Source organism: Streptomyces sp. YKOK-I1 (genome assembly GCF_054660435.1).
Genome location: NZ_BAAGDR010000001.1, coordinates 7,425,157 through 7,440,553, shown reverse-complemented (window position 1 = coordinate 7,440,553; position 15,397 = coordinate 7,425,157). Strand labels below are relative to the sequence as shown.

At 73.1% G+C, this 15,397-nt stretch carries 14 protein-coding genes; 3 read left to right on the top strand and 11 right to left on the bottom strand.

The window, feature by feature from the left end:
• Positions 1-49: 49 nt before the first annotated feature.
• From ACYQ8Q_RS33225 to miaA, 4 genes are all read right to left on the bottom strand, one after another.
• Positions 50-2,233 (bottom strand): RelA/SpoT family protein, encoded by a 2,184-nt coding sequence (locus tag ACYQ8Q_RS33225; protein WP_460070241.1) that lies wholly within the window; start codon positions 2,231-2,233, stop codon positions 50-52.
• A gap of 298 nt (positions 2,234-2,531) precedes the next feature.
• Entirely contained in the window at positions 2,532-3,401 is an 870-nt protein-coding gene (gene dapF / locus ACYQ8Q_RS33220) for a diaminopimelate epimerase (RefSeq protein ID WP_460070239.1), read from the bottom strand.
• Between the two features lie 53 nt (positions 3,402-3,454).
• Positions 3,455-3,976 carry a hypothetical protein gene (locus ACYQ8Q_RS33215; RefSeq protein WP_460073598.1) on the bottom strand — a complete coding sequence of 174 codons (522 nt, stop codon included), beginning with the start codon at positions 3,974-3,976 and terminating at the stop codon, positions 3,455-3,457.
• 108 nt (positions 3,977-4,084) lie between these two features.
• On the bottom strand, positions 4,085-5,023 hold the full coding sequence (gene miaA / locus ACYQ8Q_RS33210; protein ID WP_460070237.1) for a tRNA (adenosine(37)-N6)-dimethylallyltransferase MiaA: 939 nt from the start codon (positions 5,021-5,023) through the stop codon (positions 4,085-4,087).
• Between the two features lie 151 nt (positions 5,024-5,174).
• Here miaA and ACYQ8Q_RS33205 point away from each other — a divergent pair, with 151 nt between their 5' ends.
• Positions 5,175-5,447 (top strand): antitoxin, encoded by a 273-nt coding sequence (locus ACYQ8Q_RS33205; protein WP_460070235.1) that lies wholly within the window; start codon positions 5,175-5,177, stop codon positions 5,445-5,447.
• 10 nt (positions 5,448-5,457) lie between these two features.
• Here ACYQ8Q_RS33205 and ACYQ8Q_RS33200 read toward each other — a convergent pair whose 3' ends face one another.
• The 5 genes from ACYQ8Q_RS33200 to ACYQ8Q_RS33180 all read right to left on the bottom strand — a co-directional run bounded on the left by ACYQ8Q_RS33200 (position 5,458) and on the right by ACYQ8Q_RS33180 (position 9,642).
• Positions 5,458-6,174: a class III extradiol dioxygenase subunit B-like domain-containing protein gene (locus ACYQ8Q_RS33200; RefSeq protein WP_460070233.1), complete on the bottom strand. Its 717-nt coding sequence runs from the start codon at positions 6,172-6,174 to the stop codon at positions 5,458-5,460.
• A 433-nt stretch (positions 6,175-6,607) separates the two neighbouring features.
• A complete protein-coding gene (miaB, locus tag ACYQ8Q_RS33195) occupies positions 6,608-8,137 on the bottom strand; it encodes a tRNA (N6-isopentenyl adenosine(37)-C2)-methylthiotransferase MiaB (RefSeq protein WP_460070231.1) in 1,530 nt (509 codons plus the stop codon).
• Between the two features lie 54 nt (positions 8,138-8,191).
• Positions 8,192-8,452 (bottom strand): hypothetical protein, encoded by a 261-nt coding sequence (locus ACYQ8Q_RS33190; RefSeq protein WP_460070229.1) that lies wholly within the window; start codon positions 8,450-8,452, stop codon positions 8,192-8,194.
• The gene (locus ACYQ8Q_RS33185; RefSeq protein ID WP_460070227.1) at positions 8,449-8,829 is read right to left on the bottom strand and encodes a VOC family protein; all 381 of its coding nucleotides are present in this window, start codon (positions 8,827-8,829) and stop codon (positions 8,449-8,451) included. Before ACYQ8Q_RS33185 ends, ACYQ8Q_RS33190 begins: the two co-directional genes overlap by 4 nt.
• Before the next feature lie 30 nt (positions 8,830-8,859).
• The gene (locus tag ACYQ8Q_RS33180) at positions 8,860-9,642 is read right to left on the bottom strand and encodes a PP2C family protein-serine/threonine phosphatase (protein WP_460070225.1); all 783 of its coding nucleotides are present in this window, start codon (positions 9,640-9,642) and stop codon (positions 8,860-8,862) included.
• 263 nt (positions 9,643-9,905) lie between these two features.
• On the opposite strand from ACYQ8Q_RS33180, the gene ACYQ8Q_RS33175 reads away from it, so the two are divergent.
• Positions 9,906-12,827: a SpoIIE family protein phosphatase gene (locus ACYQ8Q_RS33175; RefSeq protein ID WP_460070224.1), complete on the top strand. Its 2,922-nt coding sequence runs from the start codon at positions 9,906-9,908 to the stop codon at positions 12,825-12,827.
• A gap of 15 nt (positions 12,828-12,842) precedes the next feature.
• On the opposite strand, the gene ACYQ8Q_RS33170 is transcribed toward ACYQ8Q_RS33175, so the two are convergent.
• A complete protein-coding gene (locus tag ACYQ8Q_RS33170; protein WP_460070223.1) occupies positions 12,843-13,562 on the bottom strand; it encodes a response regulator in 720 nt (239 codons plus the stop codon).
• The gene (locus tag ACYQ8Q_RS33165; RefSeq protein ID WP_460070221.1) at positions 13,559-14,728 is read right to left on the bottom strand and encodes a sensor histidine kinase; all 1,170 of its coding nucleotides are present in this window, start codon (positions 14,726-14,728) and stop codon (positions 13,559-13,561) included. Before ACYQ8Q_RS33165 ends, ACYQ8Q_RS33170 begins: the two co-directional genes overlap by 4 nt.
• 183 nt (positions 14,729-14,911) lie before the next feature.
• On the opposite strand from ACYQ8Q_RS33165, the gene ACYQ8Q_RS33160 reads away from it, so the two are divergent.
• The gene (locus tag ACYQ8Q_RS33160; protein WP_460070219.1) at positions 14,912-15,397 is read left to right on the top strand and encodes a cation:proton antiporter regulatory subunit; all 486 of its coding nucleotides are present in this window, start codon (positions 14,912-14,914) and stop codon (positions 15,395-15,397) included.

The window sequence follows — 15,397 nt, the reverse complement described above, 5'->3', positions numbered from 1 at the left end:
TACGCCGGGCGGACCGGGGGTGTACGACCGGGTCGCGTCGGTGCGGTGCTCAGGAGGCCGAGGCGTGGTGCTGGGCCCTGCTCACGTCGTAGACCCCGGGGACGTTCCGCATGGCGCGCATGAGGGTGGGCAGGTGGGCCGCGTCGGGGAGCTGGAGGGTGTACGTGTGGCGTACGCGCTGCTGGCTCGGGGGTTCGACGGTCGCGGAGACGATCTCGGCGCCCTCCAGCGCCATGGCCTCCGTGAGGTCGGCGAGCAGATGGGGACGGCCGAACGATTCGGCGATCAGCGTGACCCGGCATTCGGTGGTGTCGCCCCAGTTCACGTCGACGGCCGCGCGCCCCGCGTCCGCCATCCGCGTCACCGCGGCGCACTCCACGCGGTGCACGGTCACCACGCCCCCGCGCACGGCGAAGCCGGTGACCTCGTCGGCGGGGACGGGGGTGCAGCAGCCGGCGAGGCGTACGCCCGCGTCGGGGCGGCCGACGACGGTGATCGCGGTGTCGGGGCGGGACAGGGGGGCGTCGGCGGCCGGGATGTCCGTCACCGTCCGCGCCGCGTCGACGCTCTCCTCGGGCTCGGCCGGGGCCGGGTGGGTCGCCAGCCAGCGCTGGATGGCGATCCGGGCGGCGGGGGTGTGGGCGTGCTCCAGCCACTCCCTGGAGGGCTCGGACGCGGGGTCCTGGCCCATGAGGAGCTGGACGGTGTCGCCGTCCTTCAGGACGGTGCTCAGGGTCGCCAGCCGACCGTTCACCCGGGCGCCGATACAGGCGTGCGCGTCCTCGCCGTACTGCGCGTAGGCGGCGTCGACGCAGGTGGCGCCGTCCGGGAGGCCGAGGGTGCCGCCGTCGGGGCGGAAGACGGTGATCTCGCGGTCTTGGGCGAGGTCCTCGCGCAGGGTGGACCAGAAGGTGTCGGTGTCCGGCGCGGCCTCCTGCCAGGCGAGGAGGCGGGAGAGCCAGCCGGGCCGGGTCGGGTCGACCCGCTCCCCGTCGAGCCGCTCCCCATCGGTCCGCCCACCGTCGGGCCGGTCCCCGTCCGCCGTCGCCCCCTCGCGGGTCTGCTCCTCCTGCGGGCCGGCGTAGGGATTGCCGAGGGCGACGACCCCGGCCTCGGCGACCTTGTGCATCTGGTGGGTGCGGATGAGGACTTCGGCGACCTGGCCGTCCGCGCGGGCGACGGCGGTGTGCAGCGACTGGTACAGGTTGAACTTGGGGACGGCGATGAAGTCCTTGAACTCCGAGACGACGGGCGTCATGCAGGTGTGCAGCTCGCCGAGGACGGCGTAGCAGTCCGCGTCCTCCCCGACGAGCACCAGCAGCCGGCCGAAGTCGCAGCCGCGCAGCTCGCCGCGCTTGCGCGAGACGCGGTGGACGGAGACGAAGTGCCGGGGCCGGATGAGGACCTCGGCCTGGATGCCGGCCTCGCGCAGGACCGCGCGCATCGCGTCGGCGAACTCGGCGAGGGGGTCGTCCGCGCGGGAGGCGTTGTCGACGATCAGCTCGCGGGTGTGCTCGTACTCCTCGGGGCGCAGGATCGCGAAGACGAGGTCTTCCAGCTCGGTCTTGAGGGCCTGGACGCCGAGGCGTTCGGCGAGCGGGATGAGGAAGTCCCGGGTGATCTTGGCGATGCGCTCCTGTTTCTCGGGGCGCATCACGCCGAGGGTGCGCATGTTGTGCAGCCGGTCGGCGAGCTTGATCGACATCACGCGGACGTCGCTGCCGGTGGCGACGAGCATCTTGCGGAAGGTCTCGGGCTCGGCGGCGGCGCCGTAGTCGACCTTCTCCAGCTTGGTGACGCCGTCGACGAGATAGCGCACCTCCTCGCCGAACTGCTCGCGCACCTGATCGAGCGTCACATCGGTGTCCTCGACGGTGTCGTGCAGCAGAGAGGCCGTCAAGGTCGTGGTCTCGGCGCCGAGTTCGGCGAGGATCAGGGTCACGGCGAGCGGGTGCGTGATGTACGGCTCGCCGCTCTTGCGCATCTGGCCGCGGTGCGAGGACTCCGCCAGCACATAGGCGCGGCGCAGGGGTTCGAGGTCGGCGTCGGGGTGATGGGCGCGGTGGGCCTCGACGACATGGCCGATCGCGTCGGGCAGCCGGCCGCGGGCGGGGCTGCCCAGCAGGGCGGCCCGTCCCAGACGGCGCAGGTCGATCCGGGGCAGGCTGCGCCTGCGGCTCGTGACGGGCGCTACCGGGCCCGGCGTCGCAGGGTTCGTGGCCTCCGCACTCATGGGCACCTCCGGCTGCGTGGACCGGCGGACGGGGTGTCCCAGGGCGGACACGGCTCAGGGGACTGGCAAAGGTCCCCCGTCCGGGCCGGTGCTTGATGCTACCGAGCCCATCACGTGCGACCGACCGCCTCTCGCCGAGCGTGAAACGGATCACCCATTCGAGCGATGGATCGGGGGTTTACGGTTTTGCGCCAGAAGAAGCAGGCCTGGCCGCGATTTCGAACCTCTGACCCTGCCTCAGGTGTGCGGTCACTTGTCCTGTGCCCGCACGGGCCTGCGATACGAAGTCTTCATCGCGTCAACGAGTGGCGCTTTCAAGCCACTCGGGATCGATCTCGCCTGTGGCGACGATCACTGCGGGTCCGGTCATCTCGATCTCGCCGTCGGGGCGCTCGGTGATCACCAGACGTCCGCCGGGGACGTCCACGGTGTACGTCGAGGGGGTCCCGGTGACGGCCGGGTCCGCGCCGTCCCGGCGGGCGGCGGCCACGGCGACGGCGCACGCGCCCGTGCCGCAGGAGCGGGTCTCGCCGGAGCCGCGCTCGTGCACACGCAGGGCGACGTGCCCGGGGCCGCGGTCGACGACGAACTCGACGTTGACCCCGTCCGGGTAGGCGGAGGCCGGGCTGAAGGGCGGCGGGCTGTACAGGTCGCCGGCGTGCGCGAGGTCCTCGACGAAGGCGACGGCGTGCGGGTTGCCCATGTTCACGTTCCGCGCGGGCCAGCTGCGCTCGCCGACGCTCACGGTGACCTCGCCCTCGGGCAGACGCGCCCGGCCCATGCCGACGGTGACGTCCCCGTCCTTGGCGATGTGCGCGCCCTTGACGCCCGCGCGCGTGGCGACGGAGATGTCCCCCTCGGGGACGAGTCCCGCGTGCTGGAGGTAGCGCGCGAACACGCGCACGCCGTTGCCGCACATCTCCGCGATCGAGCCGTCGCCGTTGCGGTAGTCCATGAACCACTCGGCCTCGGCCGCCATGTCCTTCGCCTCGGGGTGCGCGGCGGACCGCACGACGTGCAGCAGCCCGTCGCCGCCGATGCCCGCGCGCCGGTCGCACAGGGCGGCGACGGCGGCCGGGGAGAGGTCGATGACGTTCTCCGGGTCCGGGACGATCACGAAGTCGTTCTCGGTCCCGTGCCCCTTGAGGAAGGCGATCCGCGTGCTCATTCCTCGATCGTACGGCGTGGGTACGACACCCCGCGCACGTGCGTACGCGCCGCTCAGCGCAGGCGGGCCACGCGCCAGACGGCGAGGACCGCCACCACGGCGACCAGGACGACGTACGTCAGGACGACCCGCCAGTCCGGGCGGCGGCCGGAGCCGCGCGCGGGGAGGCCGGGCCACGTGTAACCAACGCGACGGGCGGCCATCATGCCCCAGCCGGCCGCGCAGGAGCAGATCAGCAGACCCAGCATGGCGATCACGGCCCCGCTGTCGCCGAAGTCGAAGGCGAGGGGGAACGCGAACATCAGGGAGCCGGTCGCGGACAGGGCGACGATGGGCGCGAGCTGCCAGATCCGCAGCCGGCGCTGCGGGCGCAGCTCGACCTCGACCTCGGGCCCGCTCGCGAACATCTCCTCGGGCTCGGGACCGTCGTCGGTCACCCCGCCGCCCTGGGTGTCGTCCACCATGTCGGGGTCCACCACGTCGGGAAGGGCGCGCCCGTCCCGGGGCTCCGGTTCCCCACGCTCGGGGGTGAGGCCCTCGGTGCCTTGTGCGGTGTCACGAGGGCCGGCCTCCATCGCCACGCGCCCTCCCAACTCGGACTCCACTTGGTCGATCGAAGCTCGATGATGGCACGGCACCGGAGGCACGGATGGCGGCCTGGGCGTCCCGATGCCATGACGTGATCAGGCTGTAACCGGTCGTTCCACCAACGCCAGCGCGAGCTCCGGAAGTTCTGTGAGATCTGCCGCAGCCCCACTCAACCAGTGCACCCGGGGATCGCGCCTGAACCATGAATCCTGACGGCGCGCGAAGCGCTTGGTGGCACGGACGGTCTCGGCACGCGCCTCGGCGTCCGTGCACTCCCCGGCGAGCGCGGCGAGGACCTGCTGGTAGCCGAGCGCGCGCGACGCCGTACGCCCCCCGCGCAGGCCCTGCGCCTCCAGTGCGCGGACCTCGTCCACGAGCCCGGCGTCCCACATGCGGTCGACCCGGCGGGTGATGCGCTCGTCGAGTTCGGGGCGCGCCACGTCGACCCCGATCTGGACGGTGTCGTAGACCGAGTCATGGCCCGGCAGGTTGGCGGTGAAGGGCCGGCCGGTGATCTCGATGACCTCCAGGGCGCGGACGATACGGCGGCCGTTGCTGGGCAGGATCGCGTGGGCGGCCTCCGGGTCGGCGGCGGCCAGCCGGGCGTGCAGCGCGCCGGAGCCGCGCAGGGTCAGCTCCTCCTCCAGGCGGGCGCGGACCGCGGGGTCGGTGCCGGGGAACTCCAGGTTGTCGACGGCGCCACGGACGTACAGCCCGGAGCCCCCGACGAGGATCGGCCAGCGGCCCTCGGCGAGCAGGGCGTCGATCCGGGCGCGGGCCAGCCGCTGGTACTCGGCGACGGAGGCGGTGACGGTGACGTCCCAGATGTCGAGGAGGTGGTGCGGGACCCCGGCGCGTTCCCCCGGGGTCAGCTTGGCGGTGCCGATGTCCATCCCTCGGTACAGCTGCATGGAGTCGGCGTTGACGACCTCGCCGCCGAGGCGCTGGGCCAGGAAGACGCCCAGATCGGACTTTCCGGCCGCGGTCGGTCCGACGACGGCGATGACGCGGGGGGTGGGGGCTGCGCTGCTCACCGCACCAGTCTCCCAAACCGCCGGGCCCGCCCTCGAACGAGTTACCCGCCGGCCGGCGGAAGGCGTTGCCGCGGGCAGGGCGGGATACACCCCGCGCGAGTACCGTATGGACTGGTATGGGCGTTTCGGTACCCGCGAGGGAAGGTGGCCCATGGGTCTCTTGCACAATCTGAAGGCCAGGCTCGCCCCGGCCAAGGGCAAGGTCTCGCACCTCGCCCATGAGCACGGGCACAAGGTCACGCATGGTCTCGACAGGGCGGCGAAGGTCGTCGACGAGAAGACCAAGGGCAAGTACAGCGACCGGATCCACACGGGCACCGACAAGGCCAAGGGCGCCATGGACCGGCTCGCGCACAAGGACGAACCGCCTGCGGGCGGCGGCGACACGTTCACCCCGCCGCGCACCCCTCCGCCGGCTTCCTGACTCCGCCTCGCTAGGACCAGGTCGCGACCACGTACCCCACTCCGTACGGCGCGTCCTCGTACAGCAGCGCGCCGCTGAGCCCGGCGTTCTCGGCGGCGCCCGCGAGGACCTGCCAGGAGGCACGGCCGGCGGCCTGCAGCTCGTGCGCCAGCCCGGCGTCGAGTGCCGTGAGCGCGGCCACGTCCGCGGTGCCGAGTGCGCGGGCGACCTCCGCGTCGAAGGGGGCGGCGCGCTCGTCGAGGTAGCCGGGCGCCTTCAGGGTCCGGCACGCGCTCGCGTCGCCCATGACGAGCAGCGCGACGCGTCCCGCCCGGGCGGCGAGTTCCCTGCCGGCCTCGAGGCACCGGTCGGCCGCGAGCGGTTCCCCGACCCCGAGTCCCTCGACGGGTGCGGCGGCCCAGCCGGTCCGTTCCAGCAGCCAGGCGGCGACGGCGAGCGAGGTCGGCAGCTCGCGCGCGGAGGGGGCGTCCGCCTCCGCGCGGCCGAGCCGCACCGTCACGTCCACGCCGAAGCCGCCGAACGAGCCGTGTGCGCCCTCCGGGTGCGGGCCGCGTCCCGCCTTCTCCGCGGGGCCGACGACGAAGAGCCGGTCGGGCCGGGCGGCCGCGAGCACGGCCAGCGCGTCGGAGCAGGCGGCACGCGCCGCGTCCAGCTCGGGCGCGGCACCCGCGGCCACCTCGGGCACGAGCAGCGGCGGACAGGGACAGACGGCGGCGGCGACAAGCATGGTCGGCAGGGTAACCCCGCGGCACGCGGCACGACCCGGCACGTGTCCGACGCGTCGGCGCCACCTGTCGGCGTCAAGCCCGCGCACGGGCGGAGAGCGCGTACCCCGCCGACCGCACGGACGCCTGGGCCGGCCGGTCCCTGAGCGAGCCGACCCCAGGACGGCCAGGGCCGGCCGACACGGGGAACGCCGGCGCCCCACCGCCCCCGCCGTGCTCAGATCCAACCGGCCCGACCGAAGTCAACGCCTCGCGGCCCCACCGCGCCCGGACCCCGGAGTCCCGAACGACATCAGCGGCCCGGCCCGCCGCCTTCGGAAATCAGCTGCACCATCGCGCGAGGGGTGCGCGCCCGGCCGACATCACCCCGCCCCGGCCCCGTCGTGCCCAGTCTCCACCGCCCGACCGGTCGGGGGCGGACACCCGGGCCCGGGGTCAGTCGCAGCCGCAGCCGCTGCCCGTCGGGACCGGCTCGGGGGCCGGGGCGCCGATCTTGGGGAGGCCCAGCATGACGCCGGCCTGCTTGGCGGTCTTCTCGGCGTTGCGCTTCTCCCAGGCGTCGCCCGCGCGCGTGCGGCGCACGTCGAGGACGGCGCCCTCGGCGAGGAGGTGGTGCGGGGCGGCGTAGGTGATCTCGACCGTGACGACGTCGCCGGGGCGGACCTCCTGGTCGGGCTTGGTGAAGTGGACCAGGCGGTTGTCGGGGGCGCGGCCGGAGAGCCGGTGGGTGGCGCCGTCCTTGCGGCCCTCGCCCTCGGCGACCATCAGCTCCAGGGTGCGGCCGACCTGCTTCTTGTTCTCCTCCCAGGAGATCTCCTCCTGAAGGGCGACGAGACGCTCGTAGCGCGCCTGGACGACCTCCTTGGGGATCTGGTTCTCCATGGTCGCGGCCGGGGTGCCGGGGCGCTTGGAGTACTGGAAGGTGAAGGCCTGCGAGAAGCGCGCCTCACGGACGACGTGCAGGGTCTGCTCGAAGTCCTCCTCGGTCTCGCCGGGGAAGCCCACGATGATGTCGGTGGTGATCGCCGCGTGCGGGATCGCGGCCCGCACCTTCTCGATGATCCCGAGGTAGCGGTCCTGCCGGTAGGAGCGGCGCATGGCCTTCAGGACCGGGTCGGAGCCGGACTGCAGCGGCATGTGGAGCTGCGGCATGACGTTCGGGGTCTCCGCCATGGCCGCGATGACGTCGTCGGTGAAGTCGCGCGGGTGGGGGGAGGTGAACCGGACGCGCTCCAGGCCCTCGATCCGCCCGCACGCGCGCAGCAGCTTGCTGAAGGCCTCCCGGTCGCCGATGTCGGAGCCGTAGGCGTTGACGTTCTGGCCGAGCAGGGTGATCTCGGAGACGCCCTCGCCGACCAGGGCCTCGATCTCGGCGAGGATGTCGCCGGTGCGGCGGTCCTTCTCCTTGCCGCGCAGGGCCGGGACGATGCAGAAGGTGCAGGTGTTGTTGCAGCCGACGGAGATCGACACCCAGGCCGCGTACGCGCTCTCGCGGCGCGTCGGCAGCGTGGAGGGGAAGGCCTCCAGGGACTCGGCGATCTCGACCTGCGCCTCTTCCTGCACACGCGCGCGTTCCAGCAGGATCGGCAGCTTGCCGATGTTGTGCGTGCCGAAGACGACGTCCACCCAGGGCGCCTTCTTCACGATGGTGTCCTGGTCCTTCTGCGCGAGGCAGCCGCCGACCGCGATCTGCATGCCGGGCCGGGAGGCCTTCTTCGGCGCGAGGCGGCCGAGGTTGCCGTACAGCCGGTTGTCGGCGTTCTCCCGGACCGCGCAGGTGTTGAAGACGACGACGTCCGCGTCCCCGTCGGATCCCTCGGGGGCGCGGACGTAGCCGGCCTCCTCCAGCAGCCCGGACAACCGCTCGGAGTCGTGGACGTTCATCTGGCACCCATAGGTGCGGATTTCATAGCTCTTGGGTGCGGGAACGTCCACTGCGAGGCTCCGGTCGCTGCTGCTGGTCATGCCTCAAGGGTAGGTGCTCGCGCGTGAGCCCCGCCCCGGCCCGTGCACCGCCCCTCAGGTCTCGATCACGGCGTCGCAGTCGGGGCAGACCACGGACTCGTGTTCCGGCGGGTACCAGCGTGCTCCCTCGTGCTCCGAGGGCTGCCGGCGGGCCCGCACCATGGCGAAGGTGTCCTTGCCGCACAGGGTGCGCGGGCCGGTCGTACCGGGGGTGCCGGGGGCGGCGGGGGCCGCGTGCACCCTGCGGACGTGGGACTCCGTGCCCCCGGGTGCGGCCACCGGGTTCTCTACTTCGTAGACGACGATCTCGCTCATGTCCGTACCGGTTCCTCGATGACGGAGAGCACATTGCCCGCCGGGTCGGTGAACCACGCGATCAGCGGACCGCCACCGCGGAAAATGCCCTTGTCGTCGGCCTGGATATGGTCGTAGCGCTCGAAGCGCACCCCCCGGCCGGTCAGCTCGTCCACCGCCTCCTCGATGTCGTCGACGGGGAAGTTGAGGACCGTGTAGGTCGCCGGGGTGTGGTCGGGCTTGGGGTAGACCAGGATGTCCCGGTCACCCGCGATGTGCAGGGTCAGCAGCCCGTTCCCCTCGGACACCCGCAGGCCGAGCGTCTCGGCGTAGAACGTCCTGGCCACGTCGAGGTCGTCCACCGAGAAGCCGCTGAACGCCTTCGTCGTACCGAACATGATCGCCTCCCAGGCGTGGTTGCCGGTCGTTCAGACCCCGAAGCCGTCCGGGACGTCACCGTCCGCCCCGTCCTCGGCGACCCGTACGACCGCGAGCGTGATGTTGTCGGGGCCGCCCGCGGCGATGGCGGACTTCCACAGTTCGAAGGCGGCGCGGACGTCGTCGTACTCCCGCATCACCTCGTCGAGCGTCTCGTCCGGCACGGGGTCGCTGAGGCCGTCGGTGCAGATGAGGTAGCGCTCACCGGGGGTCAGGGGCACGGTCGACACGTGCGGATGCACGGGGCGGTGGGTGAGGGAACCGCCCAGGCACTGGGTGACGAGGGAGGTGATGCGCCGGCCGGGCCCGAGCGGCGGGCTGTCGTCCACGCTGACCCGGCGCAGTCCGTCCGGGGAGGCCGCGTAGACCCGGCTGTCGCCCACGTTGAACACCAGCGCCGAGCCGGGGCGCACGACGACTCCGGCGACCGTGGTCCCCATGCCGGCCAGCTCGTTCTCCGGGTCGCCGGCGGCCTCGTACACGGCGCGGTTGCAGGCGCTCAGGGTGTCGCGTACGGCGTCCTCGCCGGTGAGGAGCGCGCCGACGGCCGCGATCCGGCGGGCGACGAGGGCGCTGGCCACGTCGCCGCCCGGATGCCCGCCGAGCCCGTCGGTGACGGCGGCGACGAGGGGGGTGCCGAGCGGGAACACCAGGGTCTGCGGGTTCTCGGTGACGGTGGCGCACAGGGTCCACGGGCCCACGACGAGGCTGTCCTCGTTGCGTTCACGGAGCAGCCCGGGATGGCTGAGCGCGCTGACGGCGACGTACGGCACGGGGCGTCACCGTCTGCCCCGGTCGCCACTGCCGGTCTTGCCGGTCATGTCTCCAGCGTAGGCGGCCTGCGGGAGGTTTCCACCGGTCGGGGCCGTGCACCGCGTCTTCCGCGTCTTCCGCGCGACCACCGCGACACCCCTGAACCGCATGTGATCAACTTGGCTCGTTCTTTAGGTCGTTGAACCGTGAAACTGGCAGGAAACCGCCGGTGAGAATGTGTGAAAGGGGTTTCGTACGAGAACGGGAACGATAGGTTCCCAGCATGAACGCACGGCTCGCTCTGCTCAGCACTGTGGCCCCCGGTGTCACGGAGAGCGAGGTGTTCCGGCTTGCGTTGCAGCACGCGACGGCCGAACTGGGCGCGCTCGGCGCGGCGATGCATCTGCGGGGTCCGATGTCGGCCCTGCGGCTGGTGTCGGCCGCGGGACTTCCTCCCGTTCTGACCCGCTCCTGGGAGATCGTCGACCAGGAGGGGCCGGCGGCCCCGGCCCGTGCGCTGCGGGGGAGCAAGGGCGTGTGGGTCCCGAGGCCCGCCCGGCCGGTCCCGGGGCCCGTCTGGCCCGGCACCGGACTCGCCGCCGTCCCCGTGTTCAGCGGACCTCGCAGCGTCGGCGCGCTGACCGTGGTGGCCGGCGAGCGCGGTGAACCCACGCCGGAGCACTGGGAGTTCCTGCGCTCCCTGGTCGCCTGGACCGAGGACCGCATGGCCCGGGCGCCGCGCCCCTCCGGGCCGGTGCGGCAGCAGCGGAGCGGGGAGCGGCTGCGACAGGCCCTCAAGGAGGTCCGGGTCGGCTCGTGGGACTGGGACATCCGCAGCGGCGAGCTGATCTGGGACGAGGCGGCGCTGGAGCTGTACGGCACCCGGCCGGCCGACTTCACCGGGAAGATCGACAGCTGGATGCGGATCGTCCACCCCGACGACCTGGCACCCACGCTGGCGGCGACGCAGCGGGCGATCCTCGACCGGTCCGTCTACGAGGCCGCGTACCGGGTACGGCGCGCGGACGGCACGTACGGCTGGACGCACGCGCGCGGCCGGGCCACGTACGACGCACGGGGCGAGGCGCTGCGGATGATCGGGGTGGGCTGGGAGAGCGACGAGTCGCGGAGCGCCCGTGACACGCTCGGCCGGGCCCTGCGGCACATGAGCGACGGCTTCATCGCGGTGGACGACGAGTGGCGGATCACGTTCGCCAACCTGGAGGCGGAGCGGTTCCTCGGCTTCTCGGAGGAGGAGCTGTTCGGGCGGCTGCTCTGGGACCTGCCCGCCGCCCGGCAGGTGCCCGAGCTCCAGGCCCGGTGCCTGGCCGCGGCGGCCGAGGAGAAGCCGGCCGGCTTCGATGTGCGGGTACCGTCCTGCGGGTGCCGCTACCACCTGCGGCTGGTGCCGGGACCCGACGGACGCACCCTCTACTTCACCGACGTCACCGAGAACCGGCGGCTCGCCGAGTCGCGGCAGTCGGACGAGCGGGCCGCGGCCGAGCGGTCGGCGCGGATCGCGGAGCTCGCCGCGGAGCTCGCGAAGGCCACCACCTCGCAGGACGTGGTGGACGCGGTGGCCCGCCGGGTGCTGCCGCCGTTCGCCGCCGCCGGGGTCCTGGTCCAGGTGACCGAGGAGGAGCGGCTGCACTCCGTCGGGGCCGTCGGCTACCCGGAGGACTTCCTGGAGCTCGTCGACGGCCGCCGCCGGCTGTCCGGCGATCCCTCCTGGGACGCGATCGGTTCCGGTACGCCCCTGTTCTTCTCCTCGCCGCAGGAGCTGACCGCGTACTCCCGCCGGCTGACCGGACTGCCGGAGCGCGCGGGCAAGCAGGCGTGGGCGTTCCTGCCGCTCACCGCGTCCGGACACACGTTCGGGGTGTGTGTCGTGGCCTTCGACCGGCTGCGCCTGCTCACCGCCGAGGAGCGCGCCCTGCTGACCACGATCAGCGCCCTCGTGGCGCAGTCGCTGGAACGGGCCCGGCTGTACGACGCCGAGTACACCCGGTCCCGTGAACTCCAGCGCAGTCTGCTCCCCCAGGCGCTGCCCGACCTGGCCGCGTGCACGGCGGCCGCCCGCTATCTCCCGGCCGGGCCGGGCGCGGACGTGGGCGGCGACTGGTACGACATCATCCCGCTGTCCGGGGGGCGGGTCGCGCTCGTCGCCGGTGACGTGATGGGACACGGACTGCCCGAGGCGGCGACCATGGGGCGGCTGCGCACCGCCGTCCACACCCTGGCCGACCTGGAACTTCCGCCCGGCGAGATCATGGGCCACCTCAACGACATCGTCGGCGCCATGGGCGAGGGGTCGTACGCCACCTGTCTCTACGCGCTCTACGACTCGACCACCCGGCTCTGTTCCCTGGTCCGCGCCGGGCATCCGCCGCCGGCGCTGGTGGGTCCCGACGGGAGCGTGTACTTCCCGGAGCGGGACGCCGACCCGCCGCTGGGCGCGGCCGAGCCGCCGTTCGAGACGGTCGAGCTGGAGGTGCCCGAGGGCAGTCTGCTCGTGCTGTACACCGACGGTCTGGTGGAGTCGGCGAAGCGGGACATCGACGAGGGGACGGCGGAGCTGGCCCGGTTGCTGAGCACCGCCCATGCGCGCGGTGCGCTCGACACCGCCCCGGAGCTGGAGCGCCTGTGCGACACGCTGACGGCCGCGCTGCTGCCCGCCGAGCAGCAGGCCGCCGACGACGCGGCGTTACTCGTCGCGCGTCTGCACGCGCTGCCCACCGACCGGCTGGCGTCCTGGCCGCTGCCCGACGACCCGCGAGCGGCCGGGCACGCCCGTCGGCACGTCCGTGAACAGCTCGCTCTGTGGGACCTGGGCCGGCTCGCTCCCACCGCGGAGCTGCTGGTCAGCGAACTCGTGGGCAATGTCGTCCGCCATGCCCGGGGCCCGGTGCGGCTGCGGCTGCTGTACGGCGCCGAGCTGATCTGCGAGGTCTACGACGGCAGCCAGGCCATGCCCCGCATCCGCCGGGCCACGGAGACCGACGAGGGCGGCCGGGGGCTGCAGCTGATCACGGCACTGTCCGCGCGGTGGGGGGCGCGCTACACGGCGCACGGCAAGTGCATCTGGACCGAGCAGCCGCTGCCCGGCCCGGACGGCGCGCCGGAGGAGCCGGACGGCGGCCCCGAGCTGGTGTTCCTGAAGGCGTCCCGCTCGGACCCGGACGAGGACTGGAGCACGCTGCTGTGACGGCCGCGGGCCGGCTCAGGGGTCGATGAGGCCGGCCCGGATGGCGTAGCGGGTCAGCTCCAGGCGGTCGCGCATGCCGAGTTTCTGGAGGAGGTTGGCGCGGTGCCGTTCCACGGTCTTGGCGCTGATGTGGAGCAGGGTGCCGATCTCGCGTGAGGTGTGGCCCTCGGCGACCAGTTTGAGGATCTCCTCCTCGCGCTCGGTGATCGGCCGCTCGGGCAGCCCTTCGACACCGTGCCCGCGGTGCAGCCGGTCCAGGTAGGAGCGGACCAGGGCCCGCTCGGCGCCGGGGTAGATGAACGGTTCGTCGCGCACCACGGCCCGGCAGGCCTCGACCAGGTCGCGGTCGGCGACGGACTTCAGGACGTAACCGCCCGCGCCTGCCTTGAGGGCCTCGAAGAAGTACTGCTCGTTGTCGTACATGGTCAGGACGAGGATGCGCAGGGAGGGCAGCCGGCGGGACAGCTCACGGGCCGCCTGGAGCCCGGTCATCCGGGGCATCGCCACGTCCAGGACGGCCAGGTCGATGTCCCCGGCCCGGGCCCGCTCGACCGCCTCGGCCCCGTCCCCGGCCTCGGCCACGACCTCCAGATCGGGCTCCCCGTCGAGGATGAGCCGGACGCCGCGACGGACGAGGGTGTGGTCGTCGGCGAGGAGCACACGGATGGGCCGGCGGCCGGGGCCCGGTGCGGCCGCCCGCGGTGCGACCGGCCGCACCGGGCCGTCCGGGGTCATCGGTCCGCTCCGGACGGGGGTACGGACGGCGGGGTGTCCTCGGCGTCACCCGTGACGGACGAGGGCGACGGCGGGGTGTCCTGGCCGTCACCCGTGACAGACGAGGGCGACGGCGGGGTGTCCTGGCCGTCACCCGTGACGGGCCCGGCCGCTGTGGCCGACTTCGCCGTCACCCGCAGCCGTACGTCCGTACCCGCGCCGCCGTCCATGGGCCGACCCGCACCGGAAGAACGTTTCTCCGAACCGCCCGCCCCGGCACTCCCTCCACCGCTCGGTGACACCACGGCCAGCGTCGCCCCTACCAGCAGCGCCCGTTCCCGCATGCCCGTGATGCCGGCGCCTTCCCCCGCCGTCGCACCGAGGCCTCTGCCGTTGTCCCGTACGAGGAGTTCGACGCCGCCGTCGAGGGGCCGCAGCCGGAGTTCGGCGCGGTCGGCGCCGGCGTGCCGCGCGGTGTTGGTGAGGGCTTCCTGGGCGACCCGGTAGAGCACGAGTTCCGTCTCCTCGGTCAGCGGGGGCAGACCGGCGTGCACGTCGTGGCGCACCGTCAGCCCATGGGTGGTGAACTCGGCCGCGAGCGAGCGCAACGCGCTGAGCAGGCCGAGTTCGTCGAGGACGCCGGGGCGCAGCCGGCGCGCGATGTGCCGGATCTCCTCCAGCCCGGCGCGGGTGGCCTCCTGGGCCTGCACCAGCTCCTCGCGCAGGTCCTCCGGCGCGCGGTCGGCGACCCGCTTGAGCTGGAGGAGGACGGCGGTCAGGGTCTGGCCGACCTCGTCGTGGAGTTCGCGCGCGATGCGATGGCGTTCGCCCTCCTGGGCGGACAGCGCCCGGGCCGCGCTGGCGGCGCGCTCGGCCTCCAGCCGGTCGAGCATCGCGTTGTACGTGGTGATCAGCTCCGCCGTCTCGACCGGCCCGGAGACCACGGCACGGACCCCAGGCCGCAGCAGGTCGGCACCGGCCATCGCCCGGCCCAGCCGCCCGAGCGGGGCCAGACCCACCCGCAGCACCAGGACGTTGACGGCCAGGAGTACGGCGAGCCCGCCGAGGACGACGAGCGCCTCGCCCGGCAGCACCGGGGTGGAGACGGTGACCGGGCCCAGAAGCAGCGCGGCGGCCACGGTCAGACCGACGGCGTTGAGCGTGAAGATCCGTACGAACAACGACACGCTCCTGGCCCCTCCCTTCCCGCCACGCACCCACGGCACGGCCCTGACCAGCCTCTCCGGGCTCCATCGCCCCTGTCCATCCGTCACAACACCCATGTCGTCACCGTACGACCGGATGGCAGCATGACCACGACCGGCGATCGGCCCATGGCCATCCGTGACCGACCAGCAAGGGGAAGAAACGTGTCTGCTCCACGCCTCCGCACGACACCGCTGCCAGGCATCGGCGTCCAGTACGACCTGGTGACACGAGAGCAGCGCCATCTGTCCGTGGTGGCCCATCGTGACGGCTCCCGCACCGTCGGCGTGTACCGGGCCGACGATCCGGACTCCTGCGCCCAGTCGCTGCGCCTGACCGGCGCGGAGGCCGCTTCGCTGATCGATGCGCTGATGCCGTCCCACCACAGTCCGAGCCTGCTGTACACCAGCGACCTGGGCCTGGTGGCCGAGCGCATCGAGATAGCGGGCGCCTCCCGCTTCAACGGCCGCCTGCTGGGCGACACCCGGATGCGCACCGAGACGGGCGCGTCGATCGTGGCGGTGCTGCGGCGTGCCGAGGCCATCCCGTCCCCGGCGCCGGACTTCCGGCTGGCGGGCGGCGACACCCTCATCGTGATCGGCACCCGCGAGGGCGTGGACGCGGCCGCGGCGATCCTCGGGCGGGAGTGA